We start from the raw sequence: 17,176 nt of genomic DNA on the forward strand, positions 1-17,176 counted from the left end.
CCCCCCCCCCCCCCCCCCCCCCCGCCCCCCCCCCGCCCCCCCCCCCCCCCCCCCCCCCCCCCCCCCCCCCCCCCCCCGGTCCCGTGCCCTGCCCGTCGCCTCAGTAGGTGTAGCTCAGGCCGGACTTGTACGGGGTCAGGGTGCGCTGGGACACCACACCGCGGTAGGTGTACCAGCCCCACTTCTTGCACATCGTCTGGTAGCTCAGGGTGTTGAACGCGCCCGAACCCACCCGCACGCGCGGGTAGATGACGTTGTCTCCCCAGTCCCCGCCGGCCGGACCGCTGGAGTAGGTGTCGACGGCCCAGTAGACGCCGACGACCGATCCCCCGGCCGGACAGTTCCAGCTGCCGAAGTTGACCCAGACGTTCCCGCCCGTCCAGGCGCTCGCCGGGGCGGCGCTCAGGCCGACGGCCCCCAGCGCCATGAGAGAACCGGCCAGTACGGACCGGGACTTACGCAGCAGTGCTCCACGCATGTGTGACCTCCCCAGTGACGGCTGCGCGCGGTGGTGCGCCGCCGCGCGCAGCAGCCTCCCATATCGGCCACATGATTGTCCGACTTTCGCTGAAACGGCTCTCAAGTCGAACTTTTGCCTGACAAACGGGTGTTCGGCCGTCCATGCCATCGGCGCCTTCAGGCCGCCGACGCGGTGGTGACCAGCAGCGGGGGACGCTCGCGCTCGGCGGTCCAGGGGCGGCCCCGTACCAGGTCCGGGTCGGCGACCCGTTCCGCCTCCTCCACCGTCGGCCGCTCCTGGAGCACGTCCCGGAAGCCGGCCCGCTCCAGGAGGCCCGGGAGCGCGCCCACGGGCCAGGCGTGGTTGCGCACCTCCTGCCAGGAGCCGTCGGTGCGCCGCAGCCGTACGGTCAGCCCCTGGCCCGGCGTGTGGACCGTGCCGGCACCGCCGATCCGCAGGGAGGCGTACTCCCCGCCGCCGCAGTCGGGGTCCGTGGACAGCAGCACGAACGGGCCACCCGGGCGCAGCAGCCGGCGCACCTCCGTGAACACCGACCGCACCGCCTCCTCGTCCGGCAGCGAGGCGAGTACGTGGTTGCACATCACCGCGTCCGCGCTGCCGTCCGCGAGGCCGGCCGTCCGGCCGCCCTCGACCAGGTGGAACTCCGCCACGGCCGTCGCGGTGGCGCGGGCCAGCGCCAGCATCTCGGGCGAGGTGTCCACGCCGATCACCCGCGCCCCCAGCAGCCGGGCCGCGTGGTCGGCCACCTTGCCGGGCCCGCATCCGTAGTCGACGAGGACGGCGCCGGCGCCGATATGGCGGCGGGACAGGGCCCGGAAGACGAAGGGGTAGCCGAGCAGCCAGTCCGTGGCCGCCTCGACGGCGGCGAAGGCCCGCGCCCCCTCGCTCCCGGACCAGGCGGCGCCCTCCGCGGGGTCTCTCGTCCCGTCGTCACTCACAGCACCACTATCGACCCGCCACGGGCCCCCGGCGCGGCGACGACACACCGGTACGGGCCGGTTCGGCCGGGGCGGGGGCGGGGCGCAGGGCGGGGGCGGCCAGGGCGGCGAAGGCGCAGCAGGCCACGGGCAGCAGCAGGGCGGCGCCGAGGGGAACGAGCCGGGTGAGCGGGCCGATGACGGCGGGACCGGCGAGCATGCCGAGGTAGCCGAGGCCCGCGACGCGGGAGACGTTGGCCCCGGCGGCGTCCGGGTCGGCGTGGCCGGCGGCGCTGAACAGCTGCGGGACGCAGCCCGACAGGCCCGCTCCGAACAGGGTCCAGCCGGCCAGGGCCACCGGGACGGCGGGCGCGGCGACGGCCAGGGCGAGGCCGGCCCCGGCGAGGGCGGCGCCGTGGCGCAGGACGGCGACGGGGCCGGTCCGGGCGGCGATGCGGTCGGCGAGCAGGCGGCCCGCGGTCATGGCGGTGGCGAAGGCGCCGTAGGCGAGCGCGGCGGTCGCGGGGGGCGCGCCGAAGGAGTCCCGGAGATGGAGCGCGCTCCAGTCGTTGGCCACGCCCTCGCAGAGCATCAGGAGGAAGGCCAGGGCGGCGAGCATCCCGATGCCGGGGGCGGCCCGGCGGCGGGCCGGGGAGGCCTCCGGCGGCGCCGGAGCCGCCGGGTGCTCCCGGGGCAGGAGGGCGGGGGTGAGGAGCAGGGCGAGGAGGAGGCCGCCGAAGGCCGTGGCACCCAGGGTGGCCGCGGCCGGCCGGCCGGCGCCGAGCGCGAGGGCGCCGACGAGGGCGGCGAGCGCGCCGCCGATGGAGAACACGGCGTGGAAGGCCGACATCACGGGCCTTCCGTAGCCGCGCTCGACCCGGACCGCGTGGGTGTTCATGGCCACGTCCAGACAGCCGTTGCCGAAGCCGAGCAGGAGCAGGGCCCCGCCCAGGGCCGGGGCGCCGGTGGCCAGGGCGGGCAGCAGCACGGCGGCGCTGCACAGCGCCGCGCCCGCGGGGACGGTCCGGCGGGCGCCGAAGCGGTCGGTGAGCGGGCCGGCGAGCCGCATCCCGGCGAAGGCGCCGGCGCCGAGGAGCAGCAGGAGCCAGCCGAGCAGGTCGTGGCCGATGCCGGTGCGCCGTTCCACCGGGGGGATGTGGACGATCCACATCCCCATCACGAATCCGTTGAGGGCGAAGCAGGCGGTGGTGGCCCACCGCGCCCTCCTGAGTGCGGCCGTGGGTGCGGCGCACGCCGCGTTCTCGGTCTTCATGCAAACGAACATAACAAACACACTTCATGTTCGAAGCTTGCTTTTCGCACACTATGAATGTTCAATCAGAGGCATGAGTGTCACCGAAGACCGTCTGAGGCAGATCGCGGACGCCGTGCGGGCCAGCGGCAGCCGTAGCGTCGCCGAGCTCGCGGAGCTCACCGGCGCGTCCGAGATGACGATCCGCCGCGATCTGGAGGCCCTGGCCGAGCAGGGGGTCCTGGAGCGCTACCGGGGCGGGGCGCGCAGCCTGCTGCTGCGGGGCGAGGAGATCCCGTTCCCGCTGCGCGCCCGCGACGGGCTGGAGGTCAAGCAGCGCCTGGCCGCCGAGGTCGCCGCGCTGCTGTCGGACGGGGAGTCGGTGGTCCTGGACAGCGGGACCACCTGTCTGGAGGTGGCCCGCGCGCTGCACGGCCGCAGGCTGACGGTCGTGCCGCTGTCCCTGCACGCCGCCAACGCCCTGGCCGACGCGCCCCGGGTGACGCTGCTGGTGCCCGGAGGGGCGCCGCGACGCGGCGAACTCGCCCTGACGGGCCCGCTGACCGAGGCCTCGCTTGCCGCCCTGCGCTTCGACACCGCCGTCATCGGCTGCTGCGGGCTGACGGCGGCGGACGGGCTGACCGCGTACGACCTGGCCGATGCCGCCGTCAAGCGCGCGGCGATCGCCTCGGCGCGCCGCGTCGTGGCCGTCACCGAGTCGGCGAAGCTCTCACGCACCGCGCTCGCCCATGTCCTGCCCGCCTCCGCGCTGCACGCCGTCGTCACCGACGCGCAGGCCCCGCAGGACGCCACCGACGCGCTGGCCGCGGCCGGCGTCACCGTACGGAAGGCATGACCGGATGACCGAGACCTCCACACCCGCCGGAACCGGCGGGGCCCCGGGCGCCCCGGGGACGGTGCTGTTCGACATGTTCGGCGTCATCGCCCGGGTGCAGTCCCCGTCGGGCAAGGCGCGCCTGCTGGAGACGGCCGGGGTGACGGGGGTGCGCCGGGCGGCGTTCTGGGAGGCCTACTGGTCCCTGCGGCCCCCCTACGACCGCGGCCAGGTGGCCGGGCCCGGCTACTGGGACCTGGTCGCCCGGGCCCTGGGCACGCGCTTCGACGCGGAGCGCACGGCCGCGCTCGTCGAGGCGGACGTCGCGAGCTGGAGCGCGGTGGACGCCGAGATGGTGGCCCTGGTCGCGGGACTGGCCGCGGCCGGGCGGACGGTCGCCCTGCTGTCGAACATCCCGGAGGAGCTCGCCGTCCACTACGAGCGCCACCACCCCTGGCTCGCGCACTTCCGGGTGCGCTCCCTGTCCTGCCGCACCGGCCACGCCAAGCCCGATCCGGCCGCGTACGAGGGGTGCCTGCGGGAGCTGGGCGCGGACGCGGCCTCGGTCCTGTTCGTCGACGACCGCGAGGAGAACGTCCGCGCCGCCCGCGCCCTGGGCATGCGGGGCCACGTCTTCACCTCGGCGGCGGACCTGCGCACCGCGCTCGGCACCTCCTGAGCCCGCGGCCGCGACGGGTCTCAGACGGGCGCGGCGGGGGCCAGGAGTTCGGGGCCGTTGTTGCGGACGCTGTTGACCGCCGTGGTCACGGGGCGCGCCTCCAGGCGGCCGGCGGCCGGGGTGGTGAGGAGGGCGCGGAGGGCGGACGGGTCCTCGTGCACGGGGTCGAGCCAGGCGTCGTAGTCGGCCGGGGCGAGGGCCAGGGGCATCCGGGGGTGGACGCGGCCGGCGGCGTCGGTGGCCTCGGTGGTGATCACGGTGCAGGTCGCCCACCAGGCGGCGGGGTCGTCCGGGTCCGTGACGGAGGGGTCGCGCCAGAACTCGTACAGGCCGGCCATCGCCATGACCGAGCCGTCGTGCGGGCTGATGAAGTACGGCTGCTTGTAGGCCTTGGCGGTGGGCGTCGCGGGCACGGCCTCCCATTCGTAGAAGCCGTCGGCGGGCAGCAGGCAGCGGCGTTTGGCGAAGGCGCGGCGGTAGGCGGGCTTCTCCCCCACCGTCTCGACCCGGGCGTTGATCATCCTGGCTCCGCCATCGGGGCTCTTGGACCAGGAGGGCACCAGCCCCCAGCGCAGGGGCCGCAACCGCCGCTCCAGGACCCCGCTGTCGCGGTCGGCCCGTTCCAGCACGGCCCACACCGGGTCGGTGGGGGCGACGTTCCAGCTCGGCGGGAGGACCAGGTCCGGGGCGGGCGGGACGGCACCGAAGAGGCCCGTCAGGTCCTCGGGGCTGCGGGTGGAGACGTAGCGGCCGCACATGGCTCCAGCCTGCCACGCGGCCGGGCCGGGCGCGGCGCCACGCGGCCGGGCCGGGCGCGGCGCCACGTGTACGGCCGGGCGCGGCGCCACGTGCGGGGCGTCCGATCCGTGCGGCCAGACCGGGCAGGCGGCGCCGGCGCCCGTCCGCCGGGCGGCGGGGACCGGCCCGCCCGGCGGTCCCGCCCGGCGGTCCCGGCCGGCGGTGGCCTGCGCGGGAGCCGGCCCGGGCCCGGACGGGGGGACGGCCGTGTGGGGCGCGGACCACCGGGCCTGCGGTCGGTCACAGGGCCGCGGGCCGGGCCCGCCCGGACCGCCCCGCCCACGGCCGCCACGGGGTCCGGGGGCCCGTGCCCGTCCCGCTCCCCCGTCACGGCTCCGCCCCTGCACAGCGTCCCCGGGCAGTACGCCGGTCCGCGCCCGGATGCGGCCGCCGCCGACGGGCTCCAGGGTGGAGGAATGGAGCACGCGCCGATCGTCGTCCACCGCGTCTCGCCCTCGGGCGGCCGCCGGGTGAGCCTGCGCGCCGGGGGCCGGGAGACGGTCCTGGGCGTCGCGCACTCGGATCCCGACGTCATCGAGTTCCTGCGCCGCGCCGAGGTGCCCGATCCCGACGAGGTGGTCCTCGGCGGCGCGGTCCCGCAGATCGAGTGGCAGGGCGACGCCCCGCACGTCTACGAGGCCGAACCGGCGGCCACCGACCTCCCCTGATCCCCCGGCCCGGCCGCCCGGGCCGTCACATTCCGGCCATCTTGACACGCACATGACATCGCTCCTGACTTCTCAAGACCCCTGTGGCACGCTCCTCGCGCACTCGGTACCGCCCTCGCACCACACCCCCACAAGGACGTGTCACGGAGGAGCGACATGATGCACCGCGCGAAACTCGCCGTAGCGGCCCTGGCCCTCGCGGCCACCGTCGGCAGTGTCACCAGCGCCGCCGCCCTCGGCCCCACCGCCGACCAGCGGGCCGACGGCGTCATCGTGGTCTCGGGCAACACCTGCACCTGGACCAACGCCCGGACCAGCGCCAATCCCCCCAGCGCCCTCACCGTCGACCGCACGAGCATCAACAAGCCCGGCGGGAACCTCGCCTGTAGCGGCGGGATCACCGCTTCCCTCAACAACGACCCGGCCTTCACGTTCGACGACGCGGCCGCCACCGCCCGGACGGACCTGATCGACATCACCGGCCAGCAGAGCTTCGTCTCCTGCCGCTACAAGGCGACGAACATCGTGTGGGACCGCGACGGGACCACCCGCAAGTACGTCAACCGCGCCTTCACCGCCACCAAGGCCTCGGGCAGCTTCCTGTGCCCGGGCTCCGTCACCACGGCGGCCGGGGGCGCCTCCATGCTCTTCCACTGACCGGCGAGCCGGCCGGGGCACCGCACGGCGCGGCGGTGCCCCGGCCGCACCGATGGCCCCGCCGGGTCGCCGGGCCGGGTGCGGGGCCCCAGCATGGAAGGAGCTCCGTCCGGGTGAGGAGGCCGGTGATGGCCGATGCGCAGCCCACTCCGCCGGCCGACGGCCCCGGGGAGGAGCCCCCTGCGGCCCCGCCCCCGCCGGCCGGAACCCCCTCGGCGGGCGGTCTCCTCGACGTCCTCGGGGTGGCCGCGGTGGTCCTGGACGCCGAGGGCCGGATCCGGCTGTGGAGCCCGCAGGCCGCCGCCCTGTTCGGCTACTCCGCCGAGGAGGCGCTCGGCCGGTACGCGGCGACGCTGCTGGTGTCGGAGGAGAACCGCGACGAGGTCCTCGGCCTGTTCGCCCGCGTCATGGCCGGCGAGGGCGCCTGGGCCGGCTCCTTCCCCGTGCGCCACCGCGACGGCCACCACGTCCTCGTCGAGTTCCGCAACATGCGGCTCCAGGCCGACCACGGCGGGATGTTCGCCCTGGGGCTCGCCTCCGAGCAGGCCACCCTGCGCCGGGTCGAGCGCGATCTCGCCCTCTCCCTGCGCATGGTCGACCAGTCCCCCATCGGGCTGGCCGTCCTGGACGCGGACCTCCGGTACGTCCTGGTCAACCCGGCCCTGGAGCGGATCAACGGGGTCTCCTCCGAACGGCACCTCGGACAGCGGATCGGCGACATACTGCCCTTCCTGGACGCGCCGGCGGTCGAGGCCAGGATGCGCGAGGTCATGGAGACCGGCGTGCCGGTCCTGGACAACTTCACCACCGGCCGGATCTCCGAGGACTCCGGCGAGCGCGCCTGGCTGGTGTCGATCTACCGGCTGGAGGACCAGTCCTCCCGGGTGATCGGCGTCGCCGTGTCGGTGGTGGACGTGACCGAGCAGCACCGGGCCGCCGTGTCCGCCGCGCACGCCCGGCGCCGCCTGTCCCTGATCGCGGACGCCTCGGTGCGCATCGGCACCACCCTCGACCTCGACATCACCGCCCGGGAGCTGGCCGACGTGGCCGTTCCGGAGATCGCCGACATCGCCGCCGTCGACGTCCTCGACACCGTGCTGACGGGCGGCCGGCCGGGCGACGGGCCGGACGAGCGGGCCGTACGGTTCCGGGCGCTGGCGGTGAAGGCCGGATACCGCACCCCCGCCGAGGACGCCGCCGACCCGGTCGGGGACGTGGCCCTGTACCGCACCGACCGCCTGGTGGCCCGCTGCGCCCGCACCGCCCGGCCGGTCCTCGTCCCGCACGTCACCCCGGAGGACCTGCCGCGCATCGCCCGCGACGAGGAGGCCGCCCGGCAGCTGGGCGAGGCGGGGGTGCACTCGTACCTCGCGGTCCCGCTGATCGCACGCAGCCAGGTGCTGGGCACGCTCGACCTCAAGCGGGCGCGCAACCCCGTACCGTTCGGCCAGGACGACGTGCTGCTCGCCTCCGAACTGGCCGCCCACGCCGCCGTGTCCATCGACAACGCCCGCTGGTACCAGCGCCAGCGGCACGCCGCCCTCGCCCTCCAGCGCCACCTGCTCCCCCAGCACCCGCCGGCCGCCCCGGGGCTGGACATCGCCTACCGGTACCAGCCCGCCGGGGCGGCCGACGAGACCGGCGGCGACTGGTTCGACGTCATCCCGCTGTCCGGCGACCGGACCGCCCTGGTCGTCGGCGACGTCATGGGCAGCGGCATCAACGCCGCCGCGACCATGGGACAGCTGCGCGCCACGGCCCGGGCGCTGGGCCGTCTCGGTCTCGACCCGGCGACGGTCCTCACCCACCTCGACGCGGCGACCGCCGACCTCGGCGAGGCGATGGCCACCTGCGTCTACGCCGTCTACGACCCGCACTCACGGCTCTGCCACATCGCCACCGCCGGCCACCTGCCGCCCGTGCACCTGCGCAGCGGGCGCCACCCGCGGCTGCTCCGGCTGACGACGGCCGTGCCCCTGGGCGTGGGCGGCGTCCCCTTCCACACCACCGCCTTCACCCTCGGCGAGGACGACGAGCTGGTCCTGTACACGGACGGGCTGGTCGAGACCCGCGACCAGGACATCGACACCCGGCTGCTGACCCTGACCGACCTGCTGGCCGGCCCGCACCGCCCGATCGAGGAGACCTGCGACCTGCTGCTGTCCGCCCTGCGCCGCCCCGACACGCACGACGACGTCGCCCTGCTCATCGCCCGCGCCCACGCCTGACACCCCCTCACGGATGCGCGGTGCGGGAGCGGACGCGGGCCGTCACGACGGCGACGTCGTCCTCGGCGTGGCGGGCGTCGAGACCCGCCACGAGGGCGTCCACGGCCTCCGCGGCGCTCGCGCGGGGCGGCAGGCGCAGGGCCGTCAGCCGGGCGAGGGACTCGTCGATGTCCTCGCCGCGCCGCTCGACGAGCCCGTCGGTGTAGAGGACCAGGGTCTCCTCGTCGGTGAAGGGGTGCGCCGCGGACTCGTAGCCGCCCAGGCCCGTGCCCAGCGGCGGCCCGACCGGTACGTCCAGCAGCCGGCCGGTGCCGTCGGCCGCGAAGACCGCCGGCGGCAGGTGGCCGGCGCTGGCGAAGAGGGCGGTGCCGCGGGCCGGGTCGACGCGGGCGAGCAGGCAGGTGGCCGGGCGGCGGGCGGCGTCCCCGGCGACCAGGGCGTCGAGCTGGCGCAGGACCCGGTGCGGGGCGAGTTCGGTGGAGGCGACCTCGCGCAGGGTGGAGCGGTAGGCGTTCATGTCCACGGCGGCGTCGAGGCCGTGGCCCATCACGTCGCCGACGACCAGCAGGGTGCGCCCGAAGTGCAGCCGGACCGTCTCGTACCAGTCGCCGCCGACCAGGGCGCTCGGTCCGACGGGCAGGTAGCGGCCGGCGGTCAGCAGGTTCGGGTGGGGGCGGCCCGGGTCGGCGACGAGGGCCCGCTGGAGGTGGAGGGCGACGCGTTCGGTGGCGGCGAGCCGTCGGGCGTGACGGACGTGCACGGCCGCGACCCGCGCCGCGAAGTGCAGGGCGGCGGCCTCGTGGTCGGTGAAGGGGGCACTGGTGCGGACCGCGATGAGGGTCCCGTACGAGGTCCCGTGCCGGGCCAGCGCCACGGACAGGCCGTACACCGGCGGGCTTCCGGGACGCAGGGTCCAGCTGTGCAGCGGGTGGCCGCCGTCGACGGCCCGCACGGCGGGCAGCCCGGCCGGCGACGGGGCGGGGGCGCGCAGGAGGCCGGCGGATCCGGCCGCGGCGACGCGCTCGGTGCGGCCTTCGGCGGTCAGGTCGACGGCCGCGGCGTCGCAGGTGCGCAGGGCGAAGGCGGTGAGCTCCCGGCAGGTGGTGGCTTCGTCGTCGCCCGTACCGATGGCCTCCAGGGTCTCGGCCGGTGACGGCACCCGGCGCGGGCGCCGTGCGGGGCCCGGCCGGTGGGGTGTCCGCCGCGATCCGACACGTGTCCTCCGCTCCCGCGACCGGCCGGCGGCCCGGTGCGGGCCGCCGGCCGGTCCATTCCACCAGGCCGGGCGCGGCGGGCGGGGCAGCGCGCCGGTCGGTCACCTCGGCGGGGTCAGGCGTTGCCCGAGGAAGGTGTGCACGAGGGCCTCGTTGAAGGCGGTCTGCTGGTGGTCGGTGGCTCCGGAGTGGCCGCCGCCGAGGTGTTCGTGGAAGAGCACGGGGTGCCCGAGTTCCCGCAGGCGGGCGGCCATCTTGCGGGCGTGGCCGGGGTGGACGCGGTCGTCGCGGGTGGAGGTGAGCAGGAGCAGCGGCGGGTACGGGGGGCCGTCGGCCCGGACCCGGTGGTAGGGGGAGATGGCTTCGAGGTGCGGCCGGTCCGCCGGGTCGTCGGGGTCGCCGTACTCGGCGGTCCAGCTGGCCCCGGCGAGGAGCTTGTGGAAGCGGAGCATGTCGAGCAGCGGTACGTGGGCGACGACCGCGCCGAACAGCCCGGGTTCGCGGGTGAGCATGGCGCCCATGAGGAGGCCGCCGTTGCTGCCGCCCTCGATGCCGAGCTGGGCGGGGGTGGTGATGCCGCGGGCGGTGAGGTCGCGGGCGACGGCGGCGAAGTCCTCGTAGGCCCGGACCCGGTTCGCGCCGAGGGCGGCCTGGTGCCAGGCCGGCCCGTACTCGCGCCCGCCGCGGATGCCGGCGACCACGTACGTCCCGCCGCGCGCGAGCCAGGCCCGGCCGGTGACGGCGCTGTAGTACGGGACCATGGACACCTCGAAGCCGCCGTAGCCGTAGAGCAGTGCGGGGCCGGGGCCCGGCCGGTCCTCGGGGCCGATCACGAAGTAGGGCACCCGGGTGCCGTCGGGCGAGGTGGCGAAGTACTGGTCGACGGTGAGCCCGGTGGTGTCGAAGAGGGCGGGTGCCTGCTTGAGGACCTCGCCGCCTCCGGTACCCGCCTCGCCCCGGTAGAGGGTGGACGGCTGGAGGTGGCCGGTGACGTCGAGGAGGTACTCGTCGCTCTCGTCGGGGTCGGTGCAGGTCACCGTGGCCGTCGACAGCGGCGGGACGCCGGCCAGGGGGGCGCGGGTCCAGCCGCCGGGGCCCGGGGTGAGGAGCTCCAGGCGGGAGGAGACGTCGGCGCGGGTGCGCAGGATGAGGTGGTTGCGGGTCCAGTCGTAGCCGGCGAGGGCGGTGCGCTCGTCAGGGGTGAACAGGACCTGCGGGGTGCGGTCGCCCGCCCGGTAGGCGTCGAAGCCGAAGGCGAGGAGGCTGCCGGCGGGCTGTCCCAGCCAGGGCGAGCGGGGGTTGACGAGGAGCCATTCGCGGTGGACGGCGGCGACGGCGTCGTCCGGTACGTCGATCTTCTCCGGCGGGGCCGCACCGTCCTCGGGGAGGAGGAACAGCTCCTGGTTCCAGAAGTCGATGCTCCGGGCGGCGAAGTCCCGTTCGAACCCGCGGGTGTGGTCGCGCCAGCCGGAGGCGGAGAGGTCCGTGGGCCGGCCCTCGTAGACGAGTTCGGCCTCGTGCAGGGGGGTGCCGCGGCGCCAGCGGCGGACCTGGAGGGGGTAGCCGGAGGAGGACATGCTGCCGGGGCCGAAATCGGTGCCGATCCAGAGGTGGTCGGCGTCGATCCAGCCGACCCTGGTCTTGGCCTCCTCGACGGTGAAGCCGTCCTCGACGAAGGCGAGCGCCTCCAGGTCGAACTCGCGTACCACGCAGGCGTCGGCGCCGTCCCGCGACAGCATGACGAGGGCGTGGCGGTGCGCGGGGGCCAGGACGCTGCTGCCGGCCCAGGCCCACTTCTCGCCCTCGGCCTCGGCGAGCGCGTCCAGGTCGAGGACGGTCTCCCAGTCCGGGCTGTCGGTGCGGTACTCCTCCAGGGTGGTGCGGCGCCAGACCCCGCGCAGGCGGTCGGCGTCCTGCCAGAAGTTGTACAGGTGGGGCCCGCGCCGGACCACGTACGGGATGCGGCCGTCGTCGTCGAGGACCTCGCGCACCTCGCGTTCCAGGACCTTGAACGCGGGGTCGGTGGTCAGGGCGGCGACGGTCTCCGCGTTGCGCTCCCGCACCCAGGAGAGCGCGGCCTCGCCGGTCACGTCCTCCAGCCAGAGGTACGGGTCGTCTGCGGGGGAACCGGGGGCGGGGTGGCGGGGGGCTTCATCGCTCATCCGCCGATTGTGCCGGACTCCGCCGGGGAGGGCGGGCGCCCCGCCCTCCCCGGTCCCGGGGCCTGTGCCTCGGCGTGGTGGAGGGCCTCCAGGCGCGCCAGGTCGTCCTCGGTCAGACGGAGGGCGCCCGCGGCGACGTTGGCGTCGAGGTGGGCGGGGTTGCCGGTGCCGGGGATGGCCAGCATGTGGGGTCCGCGGTGCAGGGTCCAGGCGAGGCGGACCTGCGCGGTGCTCGCCCCGTGGGCCCGGGCGACGTCGAGGAGTACCGCGCTCTCGGTGCCGGCGGCGCCCTCCTCGCGGCCGGCGGCGGCGATCGAGTAGAACGGCACGAAGGCGATGCCCTGCTCGCCACAGTGGCGGACGAACGCGTCCTGCTCGGGGCGGACGCCGATGCCGTACATGTTCTGCACGCAGACGACCGGCGCGACGGTTCGGGCCTCGGCGAGCTGCTCGGGCGTGACGTTGGAGACGCCGAGGTGGCGGATGAGCCCGGCTTCGCGGAGCTCGGCCAGGGCGCCGAAGCGGTCGGCGACGGAGTCGGTGCCGAGGACGCGGAGGTTGACCAGGTCGAGGTGGTCGCGGCCGAGCTGGCGGAGGTTCTCCTCGACCTGGCCGCGCAGTTCGCGTGCGGTACGGGCGTGCTCGGCCCATTCGCCGGAGGGGTCGCGCCGGGGGCCGACCTTGGTGGCGATGACCAGGTCGTCCGGGTAGGGGCCGCCGAGGGCCTGGTTGATCAGCTCGTTGGCGGAGCGCAGCGGGGAGAAGTAGAAGGCGGCGGTGTCGATGTGGTTCACGCCGAGTGCGACGGCGCGGCGCAGCACCGCCACGGCCCGGCGGCGGTCGCTGGGCACGGCGTCGGCCCGGAGCGCCGGGCCGTCCTGGGGCACGCGCATCGCCCCGAAGCCGATGCGGTTGACCGTCATGTCCCCCAGGGTCCAGGTGCCCGAGGCGGCGGCCGTGACGGTGATCGTTTCTGTGGTCATCCGGGGATGATCGCGCGTGGACCGGGCGCCGCACCAGGGGTTTCGCGTGAGGGCGGACGGGTCGGGGTGCTCGGGGCCGGGTGCGCGGCGGGGCCGGAGCCGCCGGACATCCGGCCCCGGCCCGCTCCCGGCTGGGGCGGCGGGCCCCCGGGGTCAGGGGGTGAAGGTCCAGCGTTGGGTCGGGGTGGCCGCGCACGGGGTGCGGGTGAGGGGGCCGTCGCCCGACGGGGTGAGGCACTGGCCGGCGGTGCGGAGGCTGCCGTCCGGGCCGGTTCGCCAGGTCTGGGCGGGGGTGCCCGCGCAGGGTTGGACGGTGACGCGAGCGGGGTCGCCGGCGTCCAGGCAGACCCCGTCGAGGCCGGTGAGGCGGCCGTCGCTCCGGAGGGTCCAGCGCTGGTTGGGGCCGCCGTGGCAGGCGTAGAGGGTGGGGGCGGTGCCCGGGGCGGTGGCGCTGTGGGGGAGGTCCAGGCAGGTCGCCGAGGCCGCGTTGACGAGGGTGGCGTCGGCGGGGAGAGGAGCGGGGCGGCCCGTGAGGGAGATCTCGGCGGCGCTGGTCCACGGCCCCCGGCCTCCGGCTTCCGTCAGGGCACGCAGGCGCAGGTAGCGGCCCGCACGGGGGGCGAGGGTGACGGATTTCGGGGTCGCGGTGTCGGCGAAGGTACCGGTGGCCACCGGGGTGCCCCAGTCGGTGGTGGTGTCGGAGACGTAGACCTCGTAGCCGCCGATCCGCCCGTTGACGCCGCCGTCCTGGCGCGGCAGGTAGCCGAGCCCGTCGACGGTGTACCGGGCTCCCAGGTCGATCCGGATCTCGTGCGGCAGGGGCGCCGGCTTGGCGGAGGACCAGGCGGTGTGCCAGATGGTGGCGGGATCGCCGTCGAAGGCGTTGACGGCGGCCCCGTTCTCGGCGGCCGTCTCCTGGCTGTCGGCGGAGACCAGGGTCCAGGCGGACGGCGGGAGGGGGGCCGAGGTGACCGGGATCGGGTCGGCGGCGGGGACCGTCGTGCCGGCGGCCGTGACGGTGAAGGCGGCCGTCTTCGTGCCGGTCTTGATCCAGAGGACGCCGGCCCGGTCGGCCGGGTCGAAGAACCAGCCGGTGGCGGCCGAGTCGTAGGCGGCCTTGCTCGCCAGACGGGTCAGGGCGGTGCCGTCCAGGGTGAGGGCGGTGGGCGCGGAGGCCACGTGGAGGGTGAGCTCGTAGCCGCGGGAGGCGGGCCGGCCGGCGTAGCTGCCGGTGGGTGCGCCGACGGAGACGGTGACGGTGCCGGTGCCGGCCGGCGGGGCGGTGACGTCGACGCGCTGGCGGGCGTAGGCGCCGGTCGTGTAGGCGCGGGTGCGGCCGTCGTCCTCGTAGAGGTCGAAGAAGGAGGTGCCCCGGGGGTGGATGTCGTAGGTGAGGGTGGAGACGGGCTTCTCGCCGCTGTGGTTCATCTGCGGCCACATCGGGACGACGGCTCCGCCCTTGACGAAGAGGGGGAGGGTGTCCAGGGGCGCCTGGTAGCCGTTCAGCCAGCCGGGGCCGGCATACGTCTTCCCCGTCCAGTAGTCCGTCCACGTCCCGGCGGGGAGGTAGATGCCGTCGCGGACGGAGGTGTCGGAGACGACCGGTGCGACGAGGAAGGAGTCCCCCGCCATGAACTGGCCGCTGGTGAGGTTGCCGCGGGCCACCGGGTCGTCCGGGTACTCCAGGACCATCGCGCGGGTGCTCGGGACGCCGGTGTCGTGGGCGACGCGGCTCATCGTGTACAGGTAGGGCATCAGCCGCATCTTGAGCTGGAGGTACTTGCGGTTGATGTCGAGGTACGGCTGGGCGAAGCGCCAGGGCTGCTTGTCCTGGTAGCCGGCGGACGGGTTGGTCGCGCCCCAGCCGGACATGGTCATGAAGGCAGGGGTGAAGGCCTTCCACTGGAGGTCGCGGGTGTACGTCTTGGGGCTGCCGCCGAAGATCCCGTCGACGTCGCCGGAGGCGTAGTTGAGGCCGGACAGGCCGGCTCCGGCGATGGCGGGGACGTGCCAGCGCATGTCGTCCCAGGTCCCGTAGGTGTCGCCGGTCCAGACGACGGCGTTGCGCTGTGTTCCGGCCCAGCCGTCGACGGTCCAGACGTAGCGGCGGGCGTCGGAGTTCTTCTCGATGCCGTCGACGGCCTGCTGGACCCCCTGGAAGGCGGTCTTGTACCCGCCGCCGATCCACGCCACGTCGGTCTTGACGCCGCGGGAGCCCGCCGTGCCCACCTCGTCGGCGATGGAGCCGAGGCCGGTGGAGGTCCACAGGCCGGTCTGGAAGCCCTTGGCCTGCAGGGCGTCGACGGTGGACTTCAGGGGAGCGGTGTAGCCGCAGCCGTAGCCGTCGTTGGGCAGGAACCAGCCCGAGGGCATGTCGGCGGCGCGGGCGTCGGTGGCGTAGCCGACGACGTCGGGGGTGGTCTGGTGGCGCAGCCGGTCGTGGTCGCCCTGGTAGGCGGGGTTGGAGGCGTTGAAACAGTCGGCGTTGCCGAGTTCGAAGCCCCACAGGGGGGCCATGAAGGGTTTGCCGCTGACGTCGGTGTAGGCGTCGAGGACGGATTTGAGGGAGTCGCCGGTGAAGTACCAGGCGTCGAAGCGGTTCTCGTCGTGGGTGACGGTGGTGGGGGCGGTGAAGGCGTAGGAGCCGGGCGCCCAGGTGTTGCGCATGACGCCGTAGTTGTTGGTGGACATGTAGAAGGGGGCGGGGCTGGCGTTGTCGTTCTCGCGCCACTTGTTGTCGACGGCCACGGGGACGGTCTTGTCGCGCAGCGCCCATTCGCCGAGGCGCAGGCCGGTTCCGTAGAACTGCTCGTCGGCCCCGCGGGCCAGGGTCTGGACGGTCTTGCCGCCGCCCCATCGGGTGGGCTGGGTCTCCTGCCAGACGGGGGTGGTGTCGTCGGCGCGGTAGAGGGAGAACATCAGCGGCGACTTGTTGACGTGGAGGGAGAGCGAGCCGGTGGTGATCCGGTAGTACGTGCCCGCGTCGGTGTACCGCGCGTCCACCGGGCCGAAGTCGGTGGTGGCGGCGAGGTCGGCGCCGGCCGGGTCGTCGGTGAAAGATCCGTCGGGGGACAGCCACAGCCGGAAGATGTCGGCGCGGGCGACGGTCACCCGGGCCTTGGCGCGGCTGGTGGTGCTCACGGTGAAGGTGCCGCCCGACTGGGACAGGGCGGTGACCGATCCGGCGGTGGTGGACGGTGCCGCCGGGGCGGCCGCCGCGCGGGCGGTGGCCGGCCCGGCGGCCGCGAGGCCGGCGACGGCGAGGGCACCGGCGAGCAGGGCCGCGAGGCGGCTGCGGGCGCGGGTGCGGGGGCGTGGGGGGTCGTGCCGGGTGCGGGGGTGGTCGTGCCTCGTGGTCGGACGTTGACTCATGGGGCAGCTCCTCGTGCGGTCCGGATCGCGGACAACCGCTTTTGGCATGCACCCGGAAAGATAGCGACCCCGCCCCAGTTCTTGAAGGAACTTGCTCGAAATCCCGTCACAGCGCGCAGGTTCGAGCAGTGGGCGGTCGGTCAGCCGGCCGTGACGCGGATCTTGGACTGACCGTGGCCGAGGGCCTCCCAGTCGTCCATGAACCGGGCCTTCAGACCGTGGCCCGCCGCGAGGTCGAGGAGGGTCTCGGTGCGGTAGTAGAAGTCCTCGCGCAGCACCTGGTGTTCGGCGCCCTCGGTACGGTCGAAGGTGAAGTCGAACCAGCCGCCGGGTGCGAGCACGCGCTCCACGTGGGCGAGGCACTCGTCGATGATCCCGATCGGCGAATGGGAGAACACGCTGTGCGCGTGGACCACGTCGAAGTGCCGGTCGGGCAGGAAGTCCAGGGTGAGGTCCTGTGTGATCGTCAGGTACGGCAGTTTGTCCTGGAGCCCCCGGTCGGCCAGGGTCCGCTTGGCCGCTATGAGGATGTCGGGCGAGATGTCGATGCCGTAGTAGTGGCCCGCGTCGAGGTGTTCGATGAACCGCCAGCCCGCGCGGAGGTTGCCGCAGCCGATGTCGAGCATGCGGTGGCGCGGGGCGAGGCCGTGACCCGTGAGGTAGTCGAACTGCATCTTGCCCAGGGCGAGCCAGCGCTCGTGGGTCCGGCTGCCCACGGCGGCCTCGGGGTTGCGGCCGGTGTCGGAGGCCATGACGGCGCGGTAGTAGCCGACGTGGTCGGGGTGCTTGAAGCGCAGCCAGCCGTCGCGTGCGGCGCGGCGGACGTACGGGGCGATGCGGGTCGGGTTGCGCAGCGCGTAGCGGACCTTGTGGCCGACGCTGCCGCGGTCGGCGGTGAGGTTCTTCCTGGTGGCCATGAGGGGTTCCTTC

The 17,176-nt window shown here is 75.0% G+C and carries 14 protein-coding genes; 5 read left to right on the forward strand and 9 right to left on the reverse strand.

The genetic code is table 11. The annotated features are described in order from the left end of the window. Nucleotides 1–100: 100 nt before the first annotated feature. The 3 genes from WDV06_RS19055 to WDV06_RS19065 all read right to left on the reverse strand — a co-directional run bounded on the left by WDV06_RS19055 (nt 101) and on the right by WDV06_RS19065 (nt 2,671). Nucleotides 101–478: a hypothetical protein gene (locus WDV06_RS19055; RefSeq protein ID WP_395510961.1), complete on the reverse strand. Its 378-nt coding sequence runs from the start codon at nt 476–478 to the stop codon at nt 101–103. A 158-nt stretch (nt 479–636) separates the two neighbouring features. Further along, nucleotides 637–1,419 carry a class I SAM-dependent methyltransferase gene (locus WDV06_RS19060; RefSeq protein ID WP_395510962.1) on the reverse strand — a complete coding sequence of 261 codons (783 nt, stop codon included), beginning with the start codon at nt 1,417–1,419 and terminating at the stop codon, nt 637–639. A gap of 7 nt (nt 1,420–1,426) precedes the next feature. After that, the gene (locus tag WDV06_RS19065) at nt 1,427–2,671 is read right to left on the reverse strand and encodes an MFS transporter (protein WP_395510963.1); all 1,245 of its coding nucleotides are present in this window, start codon (nt 2,669–2,671) and stop codon (nt 1,427–1,429) included. A 73-nt stretch (nt 2,672–2,744) separates the two neighbouring features. Between WDV06_RS19065 and WDV06_RS19070 the strand changes: the two genes are divergently transcribed. Both WDV06_RS19070 and WDV06_RS19075 read left to right on the forward strand, forming a co-directional pair. Beyond that, the gene (locus tag WDV06_RS19070) at nt 2,745–3,506 is read left to right on the forward strand and encodes a DeoR/GlpR family DNA-binding transcription regulator (RefSeq protein WP_395510964.1); all 762 of its coding nucleotides are present in this window, start codon (nt 2,745–2,747) and stop codon (nt 3,504–3,506) included. Between the two features lie 4 nt (nt 3,507–3,510). After that, nucleotides 3,511–4,164, forward strand: a complete 654-nt coding sequence (locus WDV06_RS19075) for an HAD family hydrolase (protein WP_395510965.1) — start codon at nt 3,511–3,513, stop codon at nt 4,162–4,164. 20 nt (nt 4,165–4,184) lie between these two features. Here WDV06_RS19075 and WDV06_RS19080 read toward each other — a convergent pair whose 3' ends face one another. Further along, on the reverse strand, nt 4,185–4,922 hold the full coding sequence (locus WDV06_RS19080) for an SOS response-associated peptidase (protein ID WP_395510966.1): 738 nt from the start codon (nt 4,920–4,922) through the stop codon (nt 4,185–4,187). Nucleotides 4,923–5,378: 456 nt separating this feature from the next. On the opposite strand from WDV06_RS19080, the gene WDV06_RS19085 reads away from it, so the two are divergent. The 3 genes from WDV06_RS19085 to WDV06_RS19095 all read left to right on the forward strand — a co-directional run bounded on the left by WDV06_RS19085 (nt 5,379) and on the right by WDV06_RS19095 (nt 8,515). Beyond that, nucleotides 5,379–5,630 (forward strand): hypothetical protein, encoded by a 252-nt coding sequence (locus WDV06_RS19085; RefSeq protein WP_395510967.1) that lies wholly within the window; start codon nt 5,379–5,381, stop codon nt 5,628–5,630. 159 nt (nt 5,631–5,789) lie between these two features. Then, nucleotides 5,790–6,287, forward strand: coding sequence for a hypothetical protein (locus WDV06_RS19090; protein ID WP_395510968.1), 498 nt, complete (start codon nt 5,790–5,792; stop codon nt 6,285–6,287). 128 nt (nt 6,288–6,415) lie between these two features. After that, nucleotides 6,416–8,515, forward strand: a complete 2,100-nt coding sequence (locus WDV06_RS19095; RefSeq protein ID WP_395510969.1) for a SpoIIE family protein phosphatase — start codon at nt 6,416–6,418, stop codon at nt 8,513–8,515. 7 nt (nt 8,516–8,522) lie between these two features. Here the strand turns inward: WDV06_RS19095 and WDV06_RS19100 are convergent, their stop codons facing one another. From WDV06_RS19100 to WDV06_RS19120, 5 genes are all read right to left on the reverse strand, one after another. Next, nucleotides 8,523–9,674 (reverse strand): PP2C family protein-serine/threonine phosphatase, encoded by a 1,152-nt coding sequence (locus WDV06_RS19100; protein ID WP_395510970.1) that lies wholly within the window; start codon nt 9,672–9,674, stop codon nt 8,523–8,525. A 156-nt stretch (nt 9,675–9,830) separates the two neighbouring features. Next, the gene (locus tag WDV06_RS19105; RefSeq protein ID WP_395510971.1) at nt 9,831–11,891 is read right to left on the reverse strand and encodes a prolyl oligopeptidase family serine peptidase; all 2,061 of its coding nucleotides are present in this window, start codon (nt 11,889–11,891) and stop codon (nt 9,831–9,833) included. Continuing rightward, nucleotides 11,888–12,874, reverse strand: a complete 987-nt coding sequence (locus tag WDV06_RS19110) for an oxidoreductase (protein WP_395510972.1) — start codon at nt 12,872–12,874, stop codon at nt 11,888–11,890. Before WDV06_RS19110 ends, WDV06_RS19105 begins: the two co-directional genes overlap by 4 nt. A 153-nt stretch (nt 12,875–13,027) precedes the next feature. Then, nucleotides 13,028–16,246, reverse strand: coding sequence for a TIM-barrel domain-containing protein (locus WDV06_RS19115; RefSeq protein ID WP_395510973.1), 3,219 nt, complete (start codon nt 16,244–16,246; stop codon nt 13,028–13,030). Between the two features lie 140 nt (nt 16,247–16,386). Continuing rightward, nucleotides 16,387–17,163: a class I SAM-dependent methyltransferase gene (locus WDV06_RS19120; RefSeq protein WP_395510974.1), complete on the reverse strand. Its 777-nt coding sequence runs from the start codon at nt 17,161–17,163 to the stop codon at nt 16,387–16,389. Between the last annotated feature and the right edge of the window lie 13 nt (nt 17,164–17,176).

The sequence above is a fragment of the Streptomyces racemochromogenes genome, assembly GCF_044129415.1.
GTDB classification, from domain to species: domain Bacteria; phylum Actinomycetota; class Actinomycetes; order Streptomycetales; family Streptomycetaceae; genus Streptomyces; species Streptomyces racemochromogenes_A.